The 21343-nt window shown below is 69.2% G+C and carries 20 protein-coding genes and 1 pseudogene; 8 read left to right on the top strand and 13 right to left on the bottom strand.

What is annotated here, in order from left to right; all coding sequences use genetic code 11:
* Together P3H15_RS27065 and dctA are read left to right on the top strand one after the other, a co-directional pair.
* Positions 1 to 167: pseudogene (locus P3H15_RS27065) on the top strand (isocitrate/isopropylmalate family dehydrogenase); the annotation flags it as partial.
* Positions 168 to 292: 125 nt separating this feature from the next.
* Entirely contained in the window at positions 293 to 1741 is a 1449-nt protein-coding gene (gene dctA / locus P3H15_RS27060; RefSeq protein WP_276140049.1) for a C4-dicarboxylate transporter DctA, read from the top strand.
* A 65-nt stretch (positions 1742 to 1806) separates the two neighbouring features.
* Here the strand turns inward: dctA and P3H15_RS27055 are convergent, their stop codons facing one another.
* The 4 genes from P3H15_RS27055 to P3H15_RS27040 all read right to left on the bottom strand — a co-directional run bounded on the left by P3H15_RS27055 (position 1807) and on the right by P3H15_RS27040 (position 6071).
* Positions 1807 to 3234, bottom strand: a complete 1428-nt coding sequence (locus P3H15_RS27055; protein ID WP_276140048.1) for an amidase family protein — start codon at positions 3232 to 3234, stop codon at positions 1807 to 1809.
* On the bottom strand, positions 3231 to 4703 hold the full coding sequence (locus P3H15_RS27050) for a sodium:solute symporter (RefSeq protein WP_276140047.1): 1473 nt from the start codon (positions 4701 to 4703) through the stop codon (positions 3231 to 3233). Before P3H15_RS27050 ends, P3H15_RS27055 begins: the two co-directional genes overlap by 4 nt.
* Entirely contained in the window at positions 4700 to 4969 is a 270-nt protein-coding gene (locus P3H15_RS27045; protein WP_276140046.1) for a hypothetical protein, read from the bottom strand. Before P3H15_RS27045 ends, P3H15_RS27050 begins: the two co-directional genes overlap by 4 nt.
* 151 nt (positions 4970 to 5120) lie before the next feature.
* On the bottom strand, positions 5121 to 6071 hold the full coding sequence (locus tag P3H15_RS27040) for an Lrp/AsnC family transcriptional regulator (RefSeq protein WP_072942954.1): 951 nt from the start codon (positions 6069 to 6071) through the stop codon (positions 5121 to 5123).
* Positions 6072 to 6333: 262 nt separating this feature from the next.
* On the opposite strand from P3H15_RS27040, the gene P3H15_RS27035 reads away from it, so the two are divergent.
* The 4 genes from P3H15_RS27035 (at position 6334) to P3H15_RS27020 (ending at position 10482) form a co-directional block, all read left to right on the top strand.
* The gene (locus tag P3H15_RS27035; protein WP_276140045.1) at positions 6334 to 7476 is read left to right on the top strand and encodes an isochorismate synthase MenF; all 1143 of its coding nucleotides are present in this window, start codon (positions 6334 to 6336) and stop codon (positions 7474 to 7476) included.
* Positions 7473 to 8243 carry an SDR family oxidoreductase gene (locus tag P3H15_RS27030; RefSeq protein WP_276140044.1) on the top strand — a complete coding sequence of 257 codons (771 nt, stop codon included), beginning with the start codon at positions 7473 to 7475 and terminating at the stop codon, positions 8241 to 8243. The genes P3H15_RS27035 and P3H15_RS27030 overlap by 4 nt, the downstream gene beginning before the upstream one ends.
* A 36-nt stretch (positions 8244 to 8279) precedes the next feature.
* The gene (locus P3H15_RS27025; protein WP_276140043.1) at positions 8280 to 9932 is read left to right on the top strand and encodes a (2,3-dihydroxybenzoyl)adenylate synthase; all 1653 of its coding nucleotides are present in this window, start codon (positions 8280 to 8282) and stop codon (positions 9930 to 9932) included.
* Between the two features lie 127 nt (positions 9933 to 10059).
* The gene (locus P3H15_RS27020) at positions 10060 to 10482 is read left to right on the top strand and encodes a nitroreductase family deazaflavin-dependent oxidoreductase (RefSeq protein WP_087557851.1); all 423 of its coding nucleotides are present in this window, start codon (positions 10060 to 10062) and stop codon (positions 10480 to 10482) included.
* Positions 10483 to 10554: 72 nt separating this feature from the next.
* Here P3H15_RS27020 and ppsA read toward each other — a convergent pair whose 3' ends face one another.
* From ppsA to P3H15_RS27000, 4 genes are all read right to left on the bottom strand, one after another.
* Positions 10555 to 12936, bottom strand: a complete 2382-nt coding sequence (gene ppsA, locus P3H15_RS27015) for a phosphoenolpyruvate synthase (protein WP_276140042.1) — start codon at positions 12934 to 12936, stop codon at positions 10555 to 10557.
* Positions 12937 to 12947: 11 nt separating this feature from the next.
* Positions 12948 to 13787: a pyruvate, water dikinase regulatory protein gene (locus P3H15_RS27010; protein ID WP_276140041.1), complete on the bottom strand. Its 840-nt coding sequence runs from the start codon at positions 13785 to 13787 to the stop codon at positions 12948 to 12950.
* Between the two features lie 436 nt (positions 13788 to 14223).
* Positions 14224 to 14376, bottom strand: coding sequence for a hypothetical protein (locus P3H15_RS27005; protein WP_276140040.1), 153 nt, complete (start codon positions 14374 to 14376; stop codon positions 14224 to 14226).
* Complete coding sequence (locus P3H15_RS27000; RefSeq protein ID WP_276140039.1) at positions 14373 to 14852, bottom strand: MarR family winged helix-turn-helix transcriptional regulator; 480 nt, start codon at positions 14850 to 14852, stop codon at positions 14373 to 14375. The genes P3H15_RS27005 and P3H15_RS27000 overlap by 4 nt, the downstream gene beginning before the upstream one ends.
* An 86-nt stretch (positions 14853 to 14938) precedes the next feature.
* Between P3H15_RS27000 and P3H15_RS26995 the strand changes: the two genes are divergently transcribed.
* A complete protein-coding gene (locus P3H15_RS26995) occupies positions 14939 to 15682 on the top strand; it encodes an NRDE family protein (protein WP_276140038.1) in 744 nt (247 codons plus the stop codon).
* A 37-nt stretch (positions 15683 to 15719) separates the two neighbouring features.
* Here P3H15_RS26995 and P3H15_RS26990 read toward each other — a convergent pair whose 3' ends face one another.
* From P3H15_RS26990 to P3H15_RS26980, 3 genes are all read right to left on the bottom strand, one after another.
* Positions 15720 to 16130, bottom strand: a complete 411-nt coding sequence (locus P3H15_RS26990; RefSeq protein ID WP_095863278.1) for an HIT family protein — start codon at positions 16128 to 16130, stop codon at positions 15720 to 15722.
* A gap of 74 nt (positions 16131 to 16204) precedes the next feature.
* The gene (gene purB, locus P3H15_RS26985) at positions 16205 to 17626 is read right to left on the bottom strand and encodes an adenylosuccinate lyase (RefSeq protein ID WP_015888637.1); all 1422 of its coding nucleotides are present in this window, start codon (positions 17624 to 17626) and stop codon (positions 16205 to 16207) included.
* A 22-nt stretch (positions 17627 to 17648) separates the two neighbouring features.
* The gene (locus P3H15_RS26980) at positions 17649 to 18278 is read right to left on the bottom strand and encodes a TetR/AcrR family transcriptional regulator (protein WP_015888636.1); all 630 of its coding nucleotides are present in this window, start codon (positions 18276 to 18278) and stop codon (positions 17649 to 17651) included.
* A 99-nt stretch (positions 18279 to 18377) separates the two neighbouring features.
* On the opposite strand from P3H15_RS26980, the gene P3H15_RS26975 reads away from it, so the two are divergent.
* A complete protein-coding gene (locus P3H15_RS26975; protein WP_276140037.1) occupies positions 18378 to 19901 on the top strand; it encodes an alpha/beta fold hydrolase in 1524 nt (507 codons plus the stop codon).
* Here the strand turns inward: P3H15_RS26975 and P3H15_RS26970 are convergent.
* Positions 19888 to 20568, bottom strand: coding sequence for a DUF998 domain-containing protein (locus P3H15_RS26970; RefSeq protein ID WP_276140036.1), 681 nt, complete (start codon positions 20566 to 20568; stop codon positions 19888 to 19890). The genes P3H15_RS26975 and P3H15_RS26970 overlap by 14 nt on opposite strands.
* A 92-nt stretch (positions 20569 to 20660) precedes the next feature.
* A complete protein-coding gene (locus P3H15_RS26965) occupies positions 20661 to 21257 on the bottom strand; it encodes a PepSY domain-containing protein (RefSeq protein WP_276140035.1) in 597 nt (198 codons plus the stop codon).
* Positions 21258 to 21343 lie beyond the last annotated feature (86 nt).

The raw sequence follows: 21343 nt of genomic DNA, 5'->3' as shown, positions 1-21343 counted from the left end.
TGCTCGACCACTTCGGCCTGCACGACGAGGCCCGCCGCGTCGAAGCCGCCATCGAGGCCGCCACCGCGAGCGGCGCACTGACCCGCGACATCGGCGGCTCGTCGGACACCGCGGCCGTCACCGAAGCGATCGTGCACGCCCTGCAGACCGCACTGACCCCGGCCTGACCGACCCACACACCGCCGGCCCGACTCGGCATGATCTGCCGGGTCGGGCCGTCACTGCTCGAACGGTCGGTAACTCTCGGCCACCCCGTCTTCATACCTGAACACTCTCACCCGAGGTGAATGTCATGGAAACACTCAGCAGCGCAGCGAGTTACCCGCCGGCGACGGTGAAGAAACCCTGGTACAGGCAACTGTACTTCTGGGTCCTGATCGCGATCGTGCTCGGCATCCTCGTCGGGTGGCTCTGGCCCGACACCGGCGAGGCGATGGAGCCGATCGGCACCACCTTCATCACGGCGATGAAGATGCTGATCTGCCCGATCGTGTTCCTGACGATCGTCGGCGGCATCGCGAGTGTCGCGGACCTGAAGAAGGTCGGGCTGACCGGAATCAAGGCGCTGACCTACTTCCAGGTCGGAACGATCCTCGCGCTGCTGACCGGGCTCGTCGCGATCAACCTCTTCCGCCTCGGGGACGGGGTGAACGCCGACGCATCCTCCCTCGAAACCACCGAATCCGCGAGCAAACTCATCAAGGCCGGCGAGGAGAAGGAGTGGTGGGAGTTCATCACCCACCTGGTCCCGGACAGCGTGTTCGGCCCGTTCGTCGAGGGCGACATCCTGCAGGTCATCTTCCTCGCCGTCATCTTCGGTGTCGCGATCAACGCGGTGGGACAGATCGCCGCGCCGATCCGGGACGCCGTCGAACGCCTCACCGCAGTGGTGTTCAAGGTCCTGAGCTTCATCATGAAACTCGCACCGCTCGGCGCGTTCGGCGCCATGGCCTTCGCCATCGGCAAGTACGGTGTCTCCACCCTCACCAGCCTCGGCAGCCTGATCCTGCTGTTCTACGCCACCTCCGCGTTCTTCGTCGTCGTGGTCCTCGGATCCGTCATGGCGTACTTGCGGCTCAACATCTTCCGCATGCTCGGCTTCTTCAAGGAAGAACTGCTGCTCATTCTCGGCACCTCCACCGCCGAGCCCGCGCTGCCCGGTTTGATGCGCAAACTGGAGTACGCCGGAGTCAAGAAGCCCACCGTGGGTCTCGTCGTGCCCACCGGCTACAGTTTCAACCTCGACGGCGCCGCCATCTATCTCTCCCTCGCCGCGCTGTACATCGCCCAGGCCACCAACACCGACCTGTCGATCCCTCAGCAACTCGGCCTGCTCGGGGTCATGCTGCTGACCTCGAAGGGCGCCGCAGGTGTCGCCGGCGGCGGATTCATCGCCCTGACAGCCACGTTGAGCACGCTCGGCACCATCCCCGCGGCCGGCATCATGCTGATCTTCGGCATCGACAAGTTCATGTCCGAATGCCGCGCCCTGGTGAACTTCATCGGCAACGCCGTCGCCACCCTGTTCGTCGCCAAATGGAATCACGAACTCGACGTCGACCGCGCCCGCCGCGTCTTCGCCGGCGAGGTCCTTCCCGCACCCGAGGGCGAGGTCGAGAACGACTTCGACCTGGAGGTTCTGGAGCAGGAACCACGCGACAAGCACCCCGGCCACGGCGATCCGGACGCGGTCCGCATCGACCACGAGCGCCTCCACCCCGCGCACGCCACGCGACGATGACCCGCGCACGCCACGCGGCGGTGACCGGAGCCCCCAGGCCGGTCACCGCCGCCTGCGCCCCCGAGCTAGACCCGCGCGGCACCCTCGAGCAGGTGCGGGCGAACGGCTCCGACCGGGTTGAGCTGCTCGTAGGCCCGGGCAACGTCGAGCAGGAACAGGTCGTTGCCCGGGGCGGCGACGATCTGCACGCCGACCGGCAGACCCTCGGCGCTGAATCCGGCGGGGACGGAGATCGCGGGGCACCCCAGCACCGTCACGGTCAGCGCCGACGTCATCCAGTCGAGGTAGTCGTCGCAGCGGCGGCCGTCGACCGCCGACGGGTACTCGAGTTCGGCGTCGAACGGCAGCACCTGGGACACGGGCATCACCAGGACGTCGTGGCGGGAGAAGAATTCGACGGCGCGAGCCTGGATCTCCGCCTGGGCCACCATGGCTTTCGCGATGTCGTCTGCGGAGAGCCGGTCGGCCTGCCGGATGTTGTCGAGCAGCGACGACTTCAGCAGTTCGGGGGTGGCGTCGGCGCGGTCGCCGAGATCGATCTTGAACCGCCACGCCCGCAGCGTGCGGAACACCCACTCGGCGTCGGGAATCGACGGTGCGTCCTCGGCGACCACCGCACCCCCGGCGGCGAAGATCGACGACTGGCGATCGTGGATCTCGCGGACCGGCGCGTCCACCGGGAAGAGGCCGTTCAGATCCGCGGACACCGCGACACGCAGACCCTGCAGGCCGGCGACACCGAGCCGGGGCGCGAGCGCATCGGCACTGAGCGAGCTGCGGATCCGCGCGTCGGGTCCGGAGATCACCGACAGCAGCAGTTCCAGGTCGTCGACGTTGCGGGCCATCGGCCCCTGCGTCACCAGTGCGTCCCAGGGCGCGCTGTTGGGCCAGCACGGCACGCGGCCGGGCGTGGGGCGCAGTCCGACGACGTTGCAGAACGACGCCGGGTTGCGCAGCGAACCGCCCATGTCGCTGCCGTCGGCGAGCGGAATCAGTCCCGCGCCCAGTGCGGCTGCGGCGCCGCCGCTCGAGCCACCCGCGCTCTTGGTGGGGTCGTACGGGTTGGTGGTGGTCCCAAAGACGGGGTTGAACGTGTGCGATCCGGCGGCGAACTCGGGAACGTTGGTCTTGCCGATCGTGACGGCGCCGGCCGCGGTGACGCGTTCGGCGATCAGCTCACTGGTCTCGGGCACGTTGTCGACGAGCAGGGGCGAACCGGCGACCGTGGGGAATCCGGCGACGTCGTGAGTATCCTTGAACGCGAACGGAAGTCCGTGCAGCGGACCCACCTGGTCGCCGGCGGCCGTCTGCGCGTCGGCTGCGGCGGCGGCGGCATGCGCGCGGTCCAGGTCGAGGCTGACGAGCGCGTTGACCGTCGGATTCACCTGTGCGATCCGGTCCGTGTGCAGGGCGAGTAGCTCGCGGGCCGAGATGTCCTTGCTGCGGAGTGCGGTGAGCATCTCACGCGCGGTCGAGTAGTGGTCGATGGTCATTTCGAGGTCTCCAGGATCGGGGCGGTGGCCGGACGGTCTTCCGACGGCGCGGGGGTCGGGGTGCGGGGACGGGCGACGCGGACCACGGTCTCGACCGCGGCGATCACCGCGAGGTTGAGGACCAGGCCGCAGATGCCCGCGTCGATGTTGGCGAGGTTGAGGTCGAACACGGTCATCACGATGACGGTGAGCATTCCCACGAGCAGACCGGCGAACACGGATTGCTTGGCGAGCAGCGGCTTCTCGGGCAGGGCGAGCGCCAGCCCGGGCGCGAGCTGGCTGAGACCGCCGAACGTGAGCAGCAGCAGGTTGGCCAGCAGGTCGGGGCGGGTCAGGCCGAGCACCAGGGCCATGGTGGCGGCGGCGATCACGACGAGGTGGTTGAACCGGAGCTTCGTGCGCTCGCTCTCGATCTTCACCAGGTTGTGCGAGGCCAGGGTGGAGATGCCGATGCAGATGGCGCCGGCAGGCAGCATCGCGGCGGAGGCGGCGGCGATCGCGATCAGGCCGAGCGCCCAGTTCGGCAGCGCTCCCCCTGCCAGCGTGAGCAGGACGGCGTTGCTGCTGGTGTTCGGGTTCAGTGCGAGGATCCCGACGAAACCCAGCATGATCGGGAGGATCATGACCACCTGATACATCGGCAGGAAAGTGTTGTTGGAGCGGATCACCCGGCCGTTCTTCGCGGCCAGCAGCGGCGGCCACAGGTGCGGGGTGGTGAGGAAACCGCAGCCGATCGCGGAGATCAGCAGGCTGGTGGTCCACCAGACCTTGTCGAAGTCGCCGGGGTTCACGGTCAGCATCTCGCTGTGGGTCTGCGCGATCTGGCCGAACACGTCGCCGATGCCACCGGCGAAGTGCAGCGGGATCACGATCGACAGCACCACGACGGCGAGCAGGATCAGGACGTCCTTGACGTAGGCGGTGCGCGCCAGGCCGTGAATGCCCGCCCACAGCACGAACCCGACGACGAGGACGGTCGCGACGATCATGCTCAGCGTGCCCGAACTCGCGCTGCCCGTGACGAGGCGGACGATGAGGCCGAGGCCGGTGATCTGCAACTGCAGGTACGGCAGCAGGAAGATGATGCCGCACAACGCGACCAGCCGGCCGAGGAGCGGGCTGCGGTAGCGGTCGGCGAAGAAGTCGGCCTGGGTGATGTACCCGCGATCCTTGCTGAGCTTCCAGATCCGCGGTCCGATGAAATACAGGGCCACGTAGCCGAGCGGGATGTACGGGATGGCGTAGGTGGCGCCGATGCCCGCGGTGAACGCGATACCGGCGACGCCGAGGAACGTGAACGTGGTGAACGATTCACCGGCCTGCAGGAAGAAGCTGGTGACCACACCGAAGTTCCGTTTGCCGACCGTCCACTCGCTCAGGTTCTGAGCGCGTTTCCGGTGTCCGCCGACGGCGATCACGGCGAGACCGATCATGCCTGCCAGGGTGATCCACAGTGCCGAGTTCGTCATCGGAGGCTCGCTTCCTCGAGGCGGAGTTCGTCCTCGAACGGCCGGACGAGGCCGAACTCCACCACCGCCAGCGCGGGCAGCAGCAGGAGCACCCACGCCGAGCACCACACGAGCAGCCGGGGCATGCCCAGCCACAGATCGGCCGTGTTCACAAACGGCAGCCACACGGCGGTGACGAGTGCGAGCACCGGGGCGACCGGGACGAGCAGCAGCCAGCGGCGCTGCGGCGAATCCTCGATCGCCCCGAGAATGGCTTCTCGTTGCATGCTGTTCCTTCTTCCATCCAGGGAGTAGAGGAAGCATGCGTGGTGCGGATCACAGCACTCAACCGCTGAGGGAGGTTCGGCGAAATCGGCCACCCACCTGTCGGAGATCGCAATCAGACGCGTCGGAGGGGCCGTCTGATGTCGAAATCCGTCACATCACCCTGCCGCTGCGCTTGACCGCCTGCACCACCATGTTGGTTTCCAGCGCCAGCGCGTCCGCCACCCACGGGGCGGTGGTGATGTAGTCGTAGAGCACCGACTCGTCGGGTGCGGCGATGTTCGCGACCACCTGGTACTCGCCGGCCGTGCCCGCGGCGTACCGCACGTAGGGCATCTCGAGCATTCCCCGCACCAGCGGTTCGATCCGGTTGCGCTGAGTCTTGATGAACAGCATCGCCTCGGCCCGCAGCCCGAACAGCGCCGGATCCACCACCACCCGGAGACTGATCGCCCCCTCGGTGAGCAGCGACTGGACGCGTCGCCGCGCCGTCGCCTCGGACACCCCCGCGGTCCGGGCGAGGGCCGTGGTGCCCACCCGCCCGTTCTGCATGAGTTCGCGGATGATGGTGCGGTCGATGGGATCCCGGGTTCCGCGTTCCAGGTCGGTGAGGAACGACGCCGGAGGCGCGACCCCGCCGATCGATTCCTTCTCGGCGGGGGTCAGCACCCCGGCCTCCCATTCACGGACCGTGCGGAAGTACCGCAGCACGGGGTCCGTCCAGCTCCGGACGACGCCCATCGTCGCGGGCAGTTCGTCCATGACCAGTTTCGGGAGGCGGTCCCGGGACACGTGGATCTCGGCCACACAGTCGGCGGTGCCGGTGAGGATGTAGACGAAGATGCAGTCACTGCGCTGGGCGAGGGCGCTCGCCGCCACCCGCACCGTTCCCGGGGAGCACTGGAGACGGACGATCGCGGTGCCGCCGCTGTTCGCGACGGCGGTGACGGCCACCCGGCCGGACTCGAGGAGCGCGATGCCGTGCCGGGTGACGTTCCGCTCGGGTTCGCCCAGCGCCTGGGCGATCCGACTCCACGAGCACCGCCCGTCGACCTGGAGGGCAGCGACGATCCGCTGATCGAGCGAGAACCTGCGTTCGGTCATTGCAGAAGCCTGCCCTCCATGCCACGTGTGCATGCGATGTTAGGCCAGTCCCTGACGTCGAGAACTCCGATCCGGTCGCGGGCCGAATCGCACCCGCGTATGAAGGATCGAAACCGCTGGACTGCAGGGCAATACGCCCCGGTCTCGGACCGTCTGCCGAGAAGGTGAGCCGCCAAAGGTTAGGCTAACCGTATATGGTCGGGGTGTGACGGTGCGCATCGCGACGCGCGCCGCAGTTGTCCACTACGAAAGGTGATCGCACATGCAGTCGACGGCCGTTGCCGGGTCCGCAGAGACTTCGGCGGACCTTCCGCCGGGCGCGCCGTTCGTCCTCTCCCGCCCGCACGGCACCGTGATCGCCGACGGCATCCGCACCGGTTTCGACTCCGCCCGCGACGCCGCCGCGGCCCTGAAGAGCGGCACCGTGACCTCGGTGGCCGGGGCACTCGCCTTCGACCCGTCCCACCCCGCCGCACTGGTCGCGCCGCAGACGCTGCGTCATCACCCGGGAAGCTGGGCTCCTCGCCTGCAGACGATTCCGCCCGTGCGCGCCGGAGCGTCGGTCCCCCCGGAGGACGAGCACCTCGCCCGCGTCGCCGCCGCGATCCACGTGCTGCGCGAACCCGAGGCCGCACTGCACAAGGTGGTGCTCGCCCGATCGGTCGTCCTGCACGCCGCAGAACCGTTGCACCCGCACTCGCTGCTCGCCCGGCTCATCGCGAACGACCTCGGCGGCAACGGCTTCAGCGTCGACCTGGGCTCCGCGGGCACCGGATGGTCGGGACGGCACCTCGTCGGCTCGAGCCCGGAGGTACTCATCCGCCGCCGCGGCGACACCGTGACCTGCCATCCTCTCGCCGGCTCGGCTCCCCGGCACGCCGACCCCGAGATCGACCGGCAGACAGCGGAGAACCTCGCCTCCTCGGAGAAGAACCTGCGTGAGCACGCCCTCGTCGTCGACGCACTGCGCGCGAGCCTCGAACCGTTCTGCACCGAACTCGACATCCCTGACCGGCCCACCCTCACCAGCACACCGCAACTATGGCACCTCGGCACACCCGTGGCGGGACGGCTGCGGGACCGCTCGGTGACCGCGCTGGACCTGGCCGTCGCCGTGCACCCGACACCCGCCGTGTGCGGCACCCCCACCGACGCCGCGCGTACGCTGATCGGCGAACTCGAGGGCGACCGCGGCTTCTACGCCGGCGCCGTGGGCTGGGCCGACTCGGACGGTGACGGCGAATGGATGGTCACCATCCGGTGCGCGCAGATCGACGCCGACGGCACCACCGTCACGGCGTACGCGGGCGGCGGCATCGTCGCCGCATCCGAACCGGACGACGAACTCGCCGAGACCACAACCAAACTGGGCACCGTCCTCGCGGCACTGGGACTTCCCCGATGAGCGGCACGACACTGGTCGTCGGGGCGGCGCAGGGCATCGGGCGGGCCACTGCCGTCACCCTGTCGCGGTCCGGTCATCGCCTGGTACTGCTCGATCGGGACGCCGACGGCCTCGCCGCCACCGCCGCACTGCTCGACACCCCTCCGCTCGGCACCGCCGTCACCGACATCCGCGACACCGCAGCGGTCACGGACACGGTCCGCCGGATCGAGGACGAGCACGGTCCCGTCACTGCTCTTGCGCACGTGGCCGGGGTACTCGAAACCGGGTCGGTGCTCGACGCCGATCCCGCGAGCTGGCAGCGCGTGTTCGACGTCAACGTCACCGGCCTCGTCAACGTGTTGCGGGCCGTCGGCACCGGAATGCGGCACCGCTCAGCCGGTTCCATCGTCGTGGTCGGCTCCAACGCCGCGGGCGTCCCCCGCACCGGGATGGGCGCGTACGGCGCGTCCAAGGCCGCCGTCGCGATGATCGTCCGGGTACTCGGCCTCGAGCTGGCCGAATACGGGATCCGCGCCAACATCGTCGCCCCCGGCTCGACGGACACCGCGATGCAGCGGTCACTGTGGTCGGACCCCGACGACGACACCGGGGCGCGCGGCGCGATCGACGGCGACCTGGGCTCATTCAAGGTCGGCATCCCGCTGGGTCGCATCGCCGACGCGGCCGACATCGCCGACTCCGTCGAGTTCCTCCTGTCGGATCGCGCACGGCACATCACCATGCAGGCGCTCTACGTCGACGGCGGCGCTACCCTCCAAGCCTGACCGCCCCGAAAAGCCGTGCCCGTGAAAGGACTTTCGATGACCACGAGCGTTCGCGCTCCCCTGGAGACCACCACCGGCTATCCCGCCGAACTCGTCGCACGGTACCGTGCCGCCGGGTACTGGACGGACGAGACGTTCCAGCTGTTCCTGGGCGCCCGCGCCGAGCGATTCGGGGACGCGATCGCCGTGACCGGACCGGACGCGTCCGGGACCGACCGCGCCCTCACCTACCGGGAACTGTCCGACCGCGCCGACCGGCTCGCCGCCGGGCTGCAGTCGTCGGGGGTGCAGCCCGGCGACCGGGTGGTGGTGCAACTGCCGAACATCGTCGAGTACGTCGAGGTGATCTTCGCGGTCTTCCGGCTCGGCGCCCTGCCGGTGTTCGCGTTGCCCGCGCACCGCTCCCAGGAGATCTCCTACTTCTGCAGTTTCGCCGACGCCGCGGCCTACGTCGTCACCGACACGTACGCCGGTTTCGACTACCGCACGCTCGCCCGCGACGTGGTGGCGTCGGCGGAGAACCCGCCGACAGTCTTCGTGGCCGGGGACGCGGAGGAGTTCACCTCCCTCGACGAACTGCGCGCGGCGGACCCGATCTCGGACGAACCGGCGGCGGGTCCGGAATCCGTTGCTTTCCTGCAACTCTCGGGCGGAACGACCGGGGTGTCGAAGCTGATCCCGCGCACCCACACCGACTACCTGTACTCGGTGCGGGAGTCGGATCGCATCTGCGGCATCGACGAGAACACCCGCCTGCTGGTCGTTCTCCCTGCGGCGCACAACTTCCCGATGAGCTCCCCCGGCATCCTCGGCGTGCTGCACGCCGGTGGCCGCGTGGTGCTCGCACCGGATCCGAGTCCCGACACCGCGTTCGCGCTCATCGAGCGGGAGGGCGTCACGATCGCGTCGCTGGTGCCGCCGCTCGCGTTGGCGTGGCTGTCCGCCGCCGCCCGCACGGAACGGGACATCTCGAGCCTCGAGGTACTGCAGGTCGGCGGCGCGAAGTTCAGCGCCGAGGCCGCCAAGCGGGTGCGCCCCGAACTCGGGTGCACGCTGCAGCAGGTCTTCGGGATAGCCGAGGGCCTGGTCAACTACACCCGGCTCGACGACCCGGAAGACACGATCGTCACCACCCAGGGCAGGCCGATCAGCCCCGACGACGAGGTGCGCGTCGTCGACGACCACGGCGAACCCGTCCCCAGCGGCACGTCCGGTCATCTGCTCACCCGCGGCCCCTACACCATCCGCGGGTACTACCGGGCCCCCGAACACAATTCGACGGCGTTCACCGAGGACGGCTTCTACCGCACCGGCGACATCGTCCGCCTCACCGACGACGGCTACCTCGTCGTCGAGGGCCGCGCGAAGGACCAGATCAACCGCGGCGGCGAGAAGGTGGCCGCGGAAGAGGTCGAGAACCATCTGCTCGCGCACCCCGACGTCGCCGACGTCGCGGTCGTGTCGATGCCCGACCAGTACCTCGGCGAACGCAGTTGCGCGTTCGTCGTCGTCCAGGGTGAGCAGCCGAAGGCCGTCGAACTCAAGAAGTTCGTCCGCGGCCGCGGGCTCGCCGACTACAAGGTGCCCGACAAGGTGGTGTTCGTCGACGAGTTCCCGGTCACCGGTGTCGGCAAGATCAGCAAGTCGGAACTGCGCCGGGCACTGGAGAAGACGTTCGTCACGTCGTGACGTCGGCTACCACCAACCCGATTGACGCCGGCACGGATTCGTCGAGGGTTTTCGCGCACCCGCGCGACGATGCCCGTTCCGGCCCGGCCGTGGAATGGCGAGCGCCTCGGAGGCGTTGGCGATGAGTATGAGCGATCAGCCAGAACTCAGCCCCGAGGGGTGGGTACGTGACCAGACCGAGAAAATCCTGGAACAGGGTACGACCGACGGCGTCCAGGTGTTGGACCGTCCGATCGTCCTGTTCACCACCACCGGGGCGAAGTCCGGCAAGAAGCGCTACGTCCCGTTGATGCGGGTCGAGGAGGACGGCAGGTACGCGATGGTTGCGTCCAAGGGCGGCGCACCCGGCCACCCGTCGTGGTACTTCAATGTGAAGGCGCACCCGCAGATCTCGGTGCAGGACGGGGCGACGGTTCGCGACCTCACCGCGCGTGAGATCGACGGCGCCGAGCGCGAGCACTGGTGGGAGCTGGCGGTGGCCGCTTTTCCGCCGTATGCGGAGTACCAGACCAAGACCGAACGACGGATCCCGGTCTTCGTGCTCGAGTGACCTGCCGTCGCGGCTGAAGGACCGTCACTCCCAACGCACTCCGCGGCGCGAAGTGCGTTGGGAGCGGTCGGTTCAGCCGAGTGCGGCCAAGCGTGTCCAGGTGTCGACGACGGTGTCCGGGTTCAGCGACATGGACTCGATGCCCTGTTCGAGCAACCATCCGGCGAGATCGACATGGTCGCTGGGCCCCTGCCCGCAGATACCCACGTACTTGCCGCGCGCCTTGCACGCCGAGATCGCCGCTGCGAGCATGTGCTTCACAGCGGGGTCACGTTCGTCGAACGAGTCTGCGACGATCGCGGAATCGCGGTCGAGCCCGAGCGTCAACTGCGTCATGTCGTTCGATCCGATGGAGAACCCGTCGAAGTGGTCCAGGAACGCGTCGGCGATGACCGCGTTCGAAGGCACCTCGCACATCATGATGACCTCGAGTCCGTTCTCGCCGCGGCGAAGGCCGTGCGAGGCCAGCAGCGAGATGACACCTTCGGCCTCGGTGAGGGTTCGGACGAACGGGATCATGATCTTGACATTGGTCAGGCCCATCTCGTCGCGGACGTACTTCAGTGCGGCGCATTCCATGGCGAAACAGTCGGCGAAGTCCTTCGACAGGTACCGCGACGCGCCGCGGTAGCCGATCATCGGGTTCTCCTCCTCGGGCTCGTAGAGTTCGCCGCCGACGAGCTTCGCGTACTCGTTGGACTTGAAGTCCGACATGCGCACGATCACCGGATGCGGCGCGAAGGCTGCCGCGATCGTCGCGACGCCCTCGGCGACCCGGTCCACGAAGAACTCGCGGGCGCCCGGATAGGCGGCGATCGCCTCACCGATCTGCTCCTTCAGCGGCCCGTCGAGGGTGTCGAAGTCGAGCAGGGCCTTCGGGTGGATACCTATTTGGCGGTTGATGATGAACTCGAGGCGCGCGAGTCCGACACCGCTGTTCGGCAGGCGGGAGAATGCGAACGCCTGTTCAGGGGTACCGACGTTCATCATGATCTTGGTGCTGATCTCGGGCATCGCCTCGATCGAGGACTCGGTGACGTCGAAGTCGAGCAGCCCTTCGTACACGAAACCGGTGTCGCCCTCCGCGCACGAGACCGTCACCTCGCGACCGGCGGTGAGCGACCGCGTGGCCCCACCGGTACCGACGACGGCGGGAATGCCCAGTTCGCGGGCGATGATCGCGGCGTGACAGGTGCGGCCACCGCGGTTGGTGACGATGGCGCTGGCGCGCTTCATGATCGGCTCCCAGTCGGGGTCGGTCATGTCCGCGACGAGCACCTCACCGGCCTGGAACTCGTGCATCTGTTCCACCGATTCGAGCACCCGGACGGCGCCGGCTCCGATGCGGGCGCCGATCGCCCGGCCTTCGACGAGGACCGTGCCGGTCTCGTTGAGCCGGAACCGCTGCTGGCCGGTCACCGCGGCCCGCGACTGCACGGTCTCCGGACGCGCCTGCAGGATGTACAGCTCGCCGTCGACGCCGTCCTTGCCCCACTCGATGTCCATCGGACGCCCGTAGTGCTCCTCGATCAGCAGCGCCTGGCGGGCGAGCGCCTCGACCTCCGCGTCGGTGAGGCTCAGCAGTCGCCGATCCACGGGCTCGACGTCGACGAACTCCGTCGTCCGGCCGACCGAGCGGTCGGCGGTGTAGACCATCTTTGTCGCCTTCGATCCGACGCCGCGCTTGAGAACCGCAGGACGGCCCGCGCGCAGGGCAGGCTTGTACACGTAGAACTCGTCGGGGTTCACCGCACCCTGGACGACGGCCTCACCCAGGCCGTACGAGGAGGTCACGAACACAGAGTCGGCGAAGCCCGACTCTGTGTCGATGGTGAACATGACCCCGGACGTGCCGATGTCGGAGCGCACCATCTTCTGCACGCCCGCGGACAGAGCGACGGCGTCGTGGTCGAAGTTGTGGTGCACCCGGTACGCGATGGCGCGATCGTTGTACAGCGACGCGAACACCTCGTGCATCGCCTGCAGGATCGCGTCGACGCCGCGCACGTTGAGGAAGGTCTCCTGCTGCCCGGCGAAGGACGCGTCCGGAAGGTCCTCGGCGGTCGCGCTGGACCGCACGGCGAACGACGCGTCGTCCGATCCGCCCGACAGCTCCGCGTACGCCGTCCGGATGTCGGCCTCGAGATCGGTCGGGAACGGCTGCTCCATGACCGCCGCGCGGATCTCGCGGCCCGCCTCGGCCAGCGCCCGCACGTCGTCGGTGTCGAGGTCGGCGAGCCGCGCGCTGATCTTCTCGGCCAGGACGGTGCCCGCAGCGCTCGGTTGATTCACGAATCGGCGGAACGCGTCGGCGGTCGTCGCGAAGCCGTTGGGGACCCGGACCCCGACGTTGGTCAGGTTGCGGACCATCTCGCCCAGAGACGCGTTCTTGCCGCCGACCTGCTCGAGATCGGCGAGGCCGAGGTCGGCGAACCATCGGACGTTGCTGTTCATGGACGGGCTCCTCAATCGTGACGGTGGGCCCTGCGTGCGAGCACTTGCAGGATGAGTGTGGACATTTCTTCGACGGATTTGGCCGACGAGTCGATGACGGGCAGGTCGTGCGTACGGTACAGCTCCTCCGCACGCTTGAGTTCGTAAGCGCACTGGCGCAGCGACGCGTACGTCGAGTCTGGGCGACGTTCCGTCCGGACCGCGCTGAGACGAGCCGCGGTGGTGATTATCCCGAAGCAGCGGTCCTGCAGATGCAGGATGGGGCGTGGCAGGTCGGTGCTCACCAGATCCTCGTCGACCAGAGGGTAGTTCGCGACACGAAGTCCGTGTTGCAGTGCGAGGTACATGGTCGTCGGGGTCTTCCCGCAGCGCGACGGCGCAACCAGGATCACGTCGGCCTTGTCCAGCGTGCGGACACTTTGGCCGTCGTCGTGTTCGATCGCGTACTCGACGGCCTGCATACGCGCGTTGTAGCGCTTGACATCGCCCACGCCGTGCAGGCGCGCGGGGGTCCGGGCGCCCCGGGTGCCGAGGATGGACTCGACCTGCTGCATGTGCATGTCGAAGAAGTCGATCACAGGTGCGCGGGTCCGCTGCAATTCGTGACGAACGTCATCGAGCGCGGCCGTGACGAACACCAGGGGTGTCATGCCGCGGTCCATCGTGGCGTCGATCCTGCGCACGACCTCGCGGGCGTCGTCGGGCGTGGTGATGAACGGGATCAGTGTTCTCTCGAACCGGTGGTCGGGAAAGTGCAGGAGCAGGGCGTTGCCCATGGTCTCCGCGCTGATCCCGGTGCTGTCCGAGAGGAAGAAAACCGGGATCGTGTCACCGGCATACGTCTCAGTCACCGGTCCATTCCTATCGTCGCCGTCACACGGTGGGCTCCATCTTTTCCTAGACGCTTTTCGAGCTGTCAGGCAGGTCGCCGTAACGGGCCGTTGATGAGGTGTTCACGGAGGTCGCGGAGCATCTCCGCGTCGCGGGCTGCACCATCACCGCGACGCAGCGATCTCGACGACCTTCGCCCACTCGGGCGGCCGGTCAGAGACGTGGTGAGGACGGCACTCGTTCCACGAGCTCGGCCGGGGGAAAGGCCCGACCACGGTCCGCACCCCGGCCTCGTCGCCGGTTACGGTGCCTGTCCGTCGGTCAGGGCGACGATCACGTCGGGTCGACCGGCGCCGCGGGCCACCCGGTCGAAGCCGGCCCGAAGGTCCGTTCCGCCGCCCCCTGCCAGCGGTATGTCCTCGGCCCGGCAGAGGGGTGCACGATCCGGGCGGCGCGTCACAGAAGGCCGAAGCACTCGCCCGCGTCGATCACGAGGCTCAGGTCGTTCACCGCGGTGTGGTCCCCGAACCGGTAGGTCACGTGCGACAGTTCCAGCGTGTGGTGGGACGGCCGCGCTCGTGCGGCAGCCTTCTCCCTGCGAAGTATCATCGGGCGAGCTCCTGATCGCTGTCCTCGGCGCGATCCGGATGGAGCGCTCCGGCGAGGCGGGTGAGGGCGGGAATGGCGGATTCGATCGCCGCCCTGTCCTCGGCGCTCAGTCCGTCGAATGCGGCCGCGACCTCGAGATTGCGGCGGTCGCGCCAGCGCTCGACCTGCGACCGCGCCGCGTCGGTGAGCGCCAGGCGGGCGACGCGGCGGTCGGACTCGTCCCGCACCCGTTCGATCAGCCCGGCGTCCGTGAGTTGCCGCACGAGGGTGGAGACGGTGTTCGCCGCGAGGCCCAGTGCCGCCGCGGCCTCCGCGACGGAGGTCCCGGGCCTGCGGCGGAGCAGTCGCACCAACTCCACCTGCGACCCGGTCAGCGGCGTCTCCGGCCACGGCCGGCCGACGCGTCGGAGGGTGTGCCTGCGCAGCAGTCCGATTGCGGCGAAGAGTTGCTCGGCAGGCGTCTCGTTCCGGGTCATGGCCTCCATATAGCTCTGTTTCAGAGGTATTACGAGGGCGGCTACGCTCGGGCCTGCAACCGTGTACCCGAGGAGGAAACGTCCGTATGTGCCTGGTCCTGTTCGCCTGGCATACCCGCCCCGACCTGCCCCTCGTCGTCGCGGCCAACCGCGACGAGTTCTACGCCCGCCCCACCGAACCGCTGCGCCGATGGGAAGACGGCTTCGTCGCGGGCCGCGATCTGCTCGCAGGCGGAACGTGGATGGGCGTCTCCGACACCCTGCGGTTCGCGGCCGTCACCAACGTCCGCGACGGCGCCCCCGCGACCGGGGCCCGGTCCCGCGGAGACCTGCCCGTCGACTACCTCCGCGGCCTGCTCTCACCCGCCGACCACGCCGAACAGGTGGCCGCGACCGGCGCCGAGTACGGCAGCTTCAACCTGCTCGCCGGCGACGCCGCGGAACTGTGGTGGGTCACCAACCGGCCCCACGGTCGCAGGCAGCGCGTCGAACCCGGCGTCCACGGCCTGTCCAACGCCGAACTCGACACCCCGTGGCCGAAGGTGACGGGCGGCAAACAGGCGTTCGCCGCCGCGCTCGCCGCGGACGACGGCAGCCCCGACGCGGACCCGGGGGCGTACTTCGACGTGCTCGCCGACAGCGACCCGGCACCGTGGGACGCGCTGCCCGACACGGGCGTCGGACCCGAACTCGAACGCGCCCTGTCGTCCCGGTTCATCCGCCACGGCGAGTACGGGACGCGGGCGTCGACCCTGCTGCGGGTCCGGGCGGACGGCACCTACGACATCACCGAGCGACGCTTCGACGAGAACGGCCCCCTCCCCACGTGAGCGGCAAAGTGTGCTCCCGCACGCTTTGCCACTCACCTCAGAGGGAGGAGCGGATCACGCCCGCCGTCTGATCGAGCGCGATCCGGCTCGGCGACTTCGGCATTCCGCGCAACCCGAACCCGTCACCGGCCGTCCGCGGAACGACGTGCAGGTGGACGTGGAAGACCTCCTGGCCGGCGGCGATCCCGTCGGCCAGGAACAGGTTGACTCCCTGAGCCCGCATCGGCCCGTGCCGCAGCGCGGTCGCGAGACGCTGCCCCACCGCGAACACCGCCGCGCCGTCGCCCGGGTCGAGGTCGGCGAGCCCGCTCGCGTGCCGCTTCGGGACCACCAACAGATGTCCGGACGTCCACGGCCGGATGTCCATGAACGCCATCACGTTCTCGTCCTCGTACACGACACTCGCATCGGAACGGCCCGACACGATCTCGCAGAAAATGCAGTTCACGTAGGCACCTCCGGTGCTTGTGAGTGGTTAACGAGTGCAGGCACTCGTCAACCGCGCACGGGCGGCGGAGCCGCCTACAGGATCGGGGACGGCTGGTAGGCGGCCGCCTCGGGGTTGGCGTCGACGAGCTTCTGCACCTGCGCCACGACCGTGGCGACCTGCGCCTCGGCGGCACCGATGAACGCCTTCTTGTCGGCGAGAGCCTCGTCGAGGGCGGCCCGGTCGAGGGGCAGGCGGTCGTCGGCGGCGAGCCGGTCGAGGAGGTCGGGCTCCTTGCCCTGCTCACGCATCGCCAGCGCGACGGCGACGGCGTGTTCCTTGATGACCTCGTGCGCGGTCTCCCGGCCCACTCCGGCCCGCACCAGCGCCATCAGGACCTTGGTGGTGGCGAGGAACGGCAGGTACCGGGTGAGTTCCTTCTCGATGACGGCGGGGTAGGCGCCGAATTCGGCGAGCACCGTCAGGAACGTCTCGATGAGTCCGTCGATCGCGAAGAACGCGTCCGGCAGCGCGACGCGGCGCACCACCGAGCAGAACACGTCACCCTCGTTCCACTGCGCGCCCGCCAGTTCGGCGGCCATCGACGCGTATCCGCGGAGCACGACCTGCAGTCCGTTGACGCGCTCGCAGGAGCGGGTGTTCATCTTGTGAGGCATCGCCGACGACCCGACCTGCCCGGGCTGGAAGCCCTCGGTGACCAGTTCGTGGCCCGCCATCAGGCGGATGGTGTGCGCGAACGACGACGGCCCCGCCGCCACCTGCACCAGCGCGGACAGCACGTCGTGGTCCAGCGACCGCGGGTACACCTGGCCGACGCTCGTGAACACGTGGGAGAAGCCGAGATGCTCGGCGACCTTCTGCTCCAGCGCCTCCAGCTTGGACGCGTCACCGTCGAGAAGGTCGAGCATGTCCTGCGCGGTGCCCATGGGGCCCTTGATGCCGCGCAGCGGGTAGCGGTCGATCAGCTCGCGCAGCCGGGTGAGCGCGACGAGCAGTTCGTCGGCGGCGGACGCGAACCGCTTGCCCAGGGTGGTGGCCTGCGCCGCGACGTTGTGCGAGCGGCCTGCCATGACGAGGCTGCTGTACTCGGCGGCCCGCTCGGCCAGCCGGGCCGCGACCGCGACGCCGTGTGCGTGGACGTGCTCGAGCGACCGCAGGATCTGCAACTGCTCGACGTTCTCGGTGAGGTCGCGGCTGGTCAGCCCCTTGTGGACCTGCTCGTGGCCGGCGAGGGCGTTGAATTCCTCGATGCGGGCCTTCACGTCGTGGCGGGTGACGCGCTCGCGGTCGGCGATGGAGTCGAGGTCCACCTGCTCGAGCACGCGTTCGTAGTCTGCGAGCGCCTCGGCCGGCACGTCGATCCCGAGTTCCGCCTGGGCCCGCAGCACGGCGAGCCACAGCTGACGCTCGAGGACGATCTTGTGCTCGGGCGACCACAACTCGACGAGTTCGGGGCTGGCGTAACGGTTGGCAAGGACGTTCGGGATGCGGCTCACGAGTCCTCAGTTTACGGCGGCGCTACAGCTCGACGTGGTCCGGCCGGTCGAGGGCGGGCGCGACGACGTCGACGACGTCGAGCAGCATCGCCCGGGCGAGGGCCCGCAGGTCGGGGTCGTGCTCGCCGAGCGCGGTGACCACGGCTCCGTCGACGACGGCGACGAGCCGCCGGAGTTGCTCCTGCCGCACGTCGCGGTCGGAGCGCCGCAGCGCCTCGGTGAGGACGTCGTCCAGTTGCGCGCGCAACCGCAACTGCACTTCGCGCAGTTCGGGGCGACGCGCGCAGGCCGTGAACCGCTCGTACCGGGAAATCAGCCTCTCGCGACAGTCCTCACTGATCAGGGCCGGTCCGACGAGCAGGTCGAGGAGGAGGTCGACGGTGGACTCGCGGCCGCGGCGCCGGTGCGTGACGTCTTCGACGCGGCCGCGCATGACCGCGAGGTCGCGGTTGCCGTTGCATTCGACTGCCTTCGCGATCAGGTCGTCCAGCGACTCGAAGTAGTAGGTGGTCGACGCGAGCGGAAGGTCGGCGCGGGTGGCCACCGAGCGGTGCCGGACCGCGTCGAATCCACCCTCGAGGAGCAGATCGGCGGCAGCCTCGACCAGCGCCTGTCGGCGCCGTTCGCCCTTCGGAGTTGCCGCGGATGACACCAATTCATCCTGCCAGCCGCGGGTGCCGCACCAGGGCAGATTGGGCGACAGACCGCGAAGTATGTGGGTGGTGCCGCGCACCGGCGTAGCGTCGGAACGATGCGGGTGTCGGTGCGGATGCTGGCCCTGGGATGCGCGGCGACGGCGCCGATGGTCCTGGCGTCGGCGTGCGGGTCCAGCGGCGATCCGGCACCCGATCCGGCGGCCGTCTTCACCGCCACCGCGTGCCCGTCGCCGAACGTCCCGGGACTGCCGCAACTGGACCTCGGCGCCGGGTTCACCTGCGGCACGTTGACCGTGCCGGAGGACCGCTCCCGTCCGGACGGACGACGCATCGAACTGGCCGTGACGCGGCTCGGTGCCACGTCCGCGACTCCGCGACCCGACCCTCTCGTCTACCTCACGGGAGGTCCGGGCGGGCCTGCGCTGGCGAGTGCCGCCCAGGTCGCGCCGCTCGGGCTGAACCGGGACCGCGACGTCCTGTTCCTCGGCCAGCGCGGCACCATGCATTCCGACCCCTTCCTGGCATGCCCCGAGATCGACGAGTTCCAGGCGGCGCAGACGGGTCTGAGCCCGCTCGATCCGGCGACCGCACCGCTCGGCGTCGAGGCCACCCGGACCTGCCGCGACCGGGTCACCGGGGGCGGTTACGACCTCGGCGCCTACGACACCACGGAGAACGCCGCCGACGTCGCGGATCTGCGGGTAGCGCTCGGCCTCGACGAGTGGAACGTCTACGGCGTCTCGTACGGCACCGACCTCGCACTCACCGTGCTCCGCGACCACCCGGACGGCATCCGCAGCGTGGTGCTGGACTCGGTCGTGCCGACGCAGAACAACATCATCGAGGGCTTCTGGCCGGGCGCCGCCGCGGGCTACCGAGCACTGTTCGACGCGTGCACGGCGCAGCCGGCGTGCGCCGCGGCCTACCCGGGCCTCGAGGACGAATTCACCGCGACCGTGAACCGCCTGGCCGTCGCTCCGCTCACCGTCGACCTGTCCGGCAGACGCGTCGTGCTCGACGGGTACACGTTCGCGAATCTGGTCATCCAGCAGAGCCTCGCGCCGGGCAACTACGCCGGGCTCCCCGCGCTCGTCCACGCGACCGCCACCGGCGACGGCGTCCCGGCCGCGACCGCACTGCTCGGCACGGTGACGCCGCCCGGCCTCATCGGCTACGGACTGACGTTCGGGGTGTTCTGCGGTGAGCAGACGGCGTTCACCGACCGTGGGCAGGTTGCCGCCACCGCGAAGCAGGTGCTCCCGGACTTCCCGGACGCGGTGCTGTCGCTGGTGCCGCAGGCCGCCCGGATCTTCGACGACTGCGACGTCTGGGACGTGCCCGCGTCCGACGCCCGCGTGCACGAGCCCACGGGAAGCAACGTGCCGACCCTGCTTCTCACCGGATCGCTCGACGCCGTTACTCCGCCGTCGCAGGCGCGCACCGCTGCCGCCACCCTGTCGCGGTCCGAGGTGCTCGAGTTTCCCGGACTCGGCCACGACGTGCTGCAGTCCTCGGACTGCGCCCCGGCCGTCACGGTCGGATTCCTCGAGCAGCCGACCGGAAACTACGACACGAGTTGCGTCGCGCGACTGCAGATGCCGGTGTTCACGACCGGGTGAGGGCCGGCGGCCGGCAGGCGAGGCGACGGAGCCGTAGCGCGATCGCCACCAGCGCCGGGAACGTGACGGCGAGAACTGTCGTGCGCTGGAGGAGCCCGGCGACCTCGTGCAACGGTGCGCCGCCCGGCATCGCGAACCGGCCGAGCAACACGAAACAGCCCAGACCGAGAATTCCGGCGACCCCGGCGTACCGCGCCAGGCCGCGCCACCGCGGGTCGGCGGCGAACCGGCGCGACAGCACCACCAGGGCGAGGGCGCTGCACGAGAAGAACGTGACCCCCGCGATCACGTGATGGCCCGGGTCGTAGGGCTCCCCTGCCGGATCTTCGCGCAACGGAAACACCGCGGCGAGGATCAGCCCCACCGCCGCCACGCCGAGCAGAGCGGGCCCTGCCCAGCCGTGCCGCGTTGTCGCGATGCCGCGATGCAGTCCGATCGCGAAGATCGTCAGCAGCACGGCGAAGGCCAGGAAATTCAGCTGCTGGATCCATCCGCGTGGGTCCGCCTCGAGGGCACTGATCGGGTCGGCGATCCGGCTGTAGTCGCCTCGGCGAAATGCCTCCTGGACGAAGAATCCCGCGGTGAACAACACCGGACCCGCGACGCCCGCGCGGGCCGCCCAGCACTGGAAGTCGGGGCGTGACACGCGAACTGACGTGGTGACCATGACCACGACGCTAGGGCGACGTCACCGTCCGGGCATCGGGAAACTTACCCATCTTCCCGAGACGGTCCTCTGAGTCGTTCTACCCACTGCGGTCAGTTGTCGGGGAGGACGGCCCCGGTCGCCTCGTCGACGTTGACGTCGTAGTCCCAGCCCTTGGCGTCGCGGATGTGAATGTGCCACACCGGCTTACCGTCCCGCTGCTGCTGCTCCGAATTCGCGACCGTGCCGCCCGGGACCGTCGCGAGAGCGATCTGCTCCGCCTGCTGCTGGGTCACCGCGCCGGCGGGCGGCGCGGGCGCGGCCGTCGTGGTGGTCTGCCCGTCCTGGCTGTCGGACACCACGGTGCCGGTCGCCGCGTCGACGTTCACGTCGTAGTCCCAGCCCTTGGCATCGCGGATGTGGACGTGCCACACCGGCTTACCGTCCCGCTGCTGCTGCTCCGAGTTCACGACCGTGCCGCCCGGGACCGTCGCGACAGCGGTCTGCTCCGCCTGTTCCTTGGTGACCGCCGCGGCCCCTGCCGCGCTCGTGGCGGTCGGCGACGACATCATCGCAGCGGAGGCCGACGCCGTGGCGCTGGCGGAGGTCGACGGGGTGTCACCGCTGTCGGAACCGCATCCGCCCAGCAGCAGCGCGGAGGCCGCGACTACCGGGATCAGGCTCGCACAGCGCACAATTCTGCTGGTCATCGTGGCTCCTCGATCGCTCGACGGCGTCAAACCCGCCTGTCAGAGTACGGGAGCCACAACCGACCTCGCGGTAGTTTTCGCCAGTT

This window comes from Rhodococcus sp. T2V (assembly GCF_029269925.1).
In the GTDB taxonomy this organism is placed as follows: domain Bacteria; phylum Actinomycetota; class Actinomycetes; order Mycobacteriales; family Mycobacteriaceae; genus Rhodococcus_F; species Rhodococcus_F koreensis.
The sequence above is the reverse complement of the archived record's forward strand: the minus strand, read 5'-3'. Positions and strand labels throughout refer to the sequence as shown.

Excerpts from the sequence above, each read along its gene's own strand:
- P3H15_RS27055 (WP_276140048.1), bottom strand. The coding sequence starts at position 3,234 with ATGACCATCGACCACTACTCGACCGCGCGTGAGATGCTCACCGCACTC.
- ppsA (WP_276140042.1), bottom strand. The coding sequence starts at position 12,936 with ATGAACAGCAACGTCCGATGGTTCGCCGACCTCGGCCTCGCCGATCTC.
- P3H15_RS26995 (WP_276140038.1), top strand. The coding sequence starts at position 14,939 with ATGTGCCTGGTCCTGTTCGCCTGGCATACCCGCCCCGACCTGCCCCTC.
- P3H15_RS27025 (WP_276140043.1), top strand. The coding sequence starts at position 8,280 with ATGACCACGAGCGTTCGCGCTCCCCTGGAGACCACCACCGGCTATCCC.
- P3H15_RS27045 (WP_276140046.1), bottom strand. The coding sequence starts at position 4,969 with ATGCAACGAGAAGCCATTCTCGGGGCGATCGAGGATTCGCCGCAGCGC.
- P3H15_RS27040 (WP_072942954.1), bottom strand. The coding sequence starts at position 6,071 with ATGACCGAACGCAGGTTCTCGCTCGATCAGCGGATCGTCGCTGCCCTC.
- dctA (WP_276140049.1), top strand. The coding sequence starts at position 293 with ATGGAAACACTCAGCAGCGCAGCGAGTTACCCGCCGGCGACGGTGAAG.
- P3H15_RS26965 (WP_276140035.1), bottom strand. The coding sequence starts at position 21,257 with ATGACCAGCAGAATTGTGCGCTGTGCGAGCCTGATCCCGGTAGTCGCG.
- P3H15_RS27020 (WP_087557851.1), top strand. The coding sequence starts at position 10,060 with ATGAGCGATCAGCCAGAACTCAGCCCCGAGGGGTGGGTACGTGACCAG.
- P3H15_RS27030 (WP_276140044.1), top strand. The coding sequence starts at position 7,473 with ATGAGCGGCACGACACTGGTCGTCGGGGCGGCGCAGGGCATCGGGCGG.
- P3H15_RS27000 (WP_276140039.1), bottom strand. The coding sequence starts at position 14,852 with ATGACCCGGAACGAGACGCCTGCCGAGCAACTCTTCGCCGCAATCGGA.
- P3H15_RS26975 (WP_276140037.1), top strand. The coding sequence starts at position 18,378 with ATGCGGGTGTCGGTGCGGATGCTGGCCCTGGGATGCGCGGCGACGGCG.
- P3H15_RS27035 (WP_276140045.1), top strand. The coding sequence starts at position 6,334 with ATGCAGTCGACGGCCGTTGCCGGGTCCGCAGAGACTTCGGCGGACCTT.
- P3H15_RS27005 (WP_276140040.1), bottom strand. The coding sequence starts at position 14,376 with ATGATACTTCGCAGGGAGAAGGCTGCCGCACGAGCGCGGCCGTCCCAC.
- P3H15_RS27050 (WP_276140047.1), bottom strand. The coding sequence starts at position 4,703 with ATGACGAACTCGGCACTGTGGATCACCCTGGCAGGCATGATCGGTCTC.
- P3H15_RS26970 (WP_276140036.1), bottom strand. The coding sequence starts at position 20,568 with ATGGTCACCACGTCAGTTCGCGTGTCACGCCCCGACTTCCAGTGCTGG.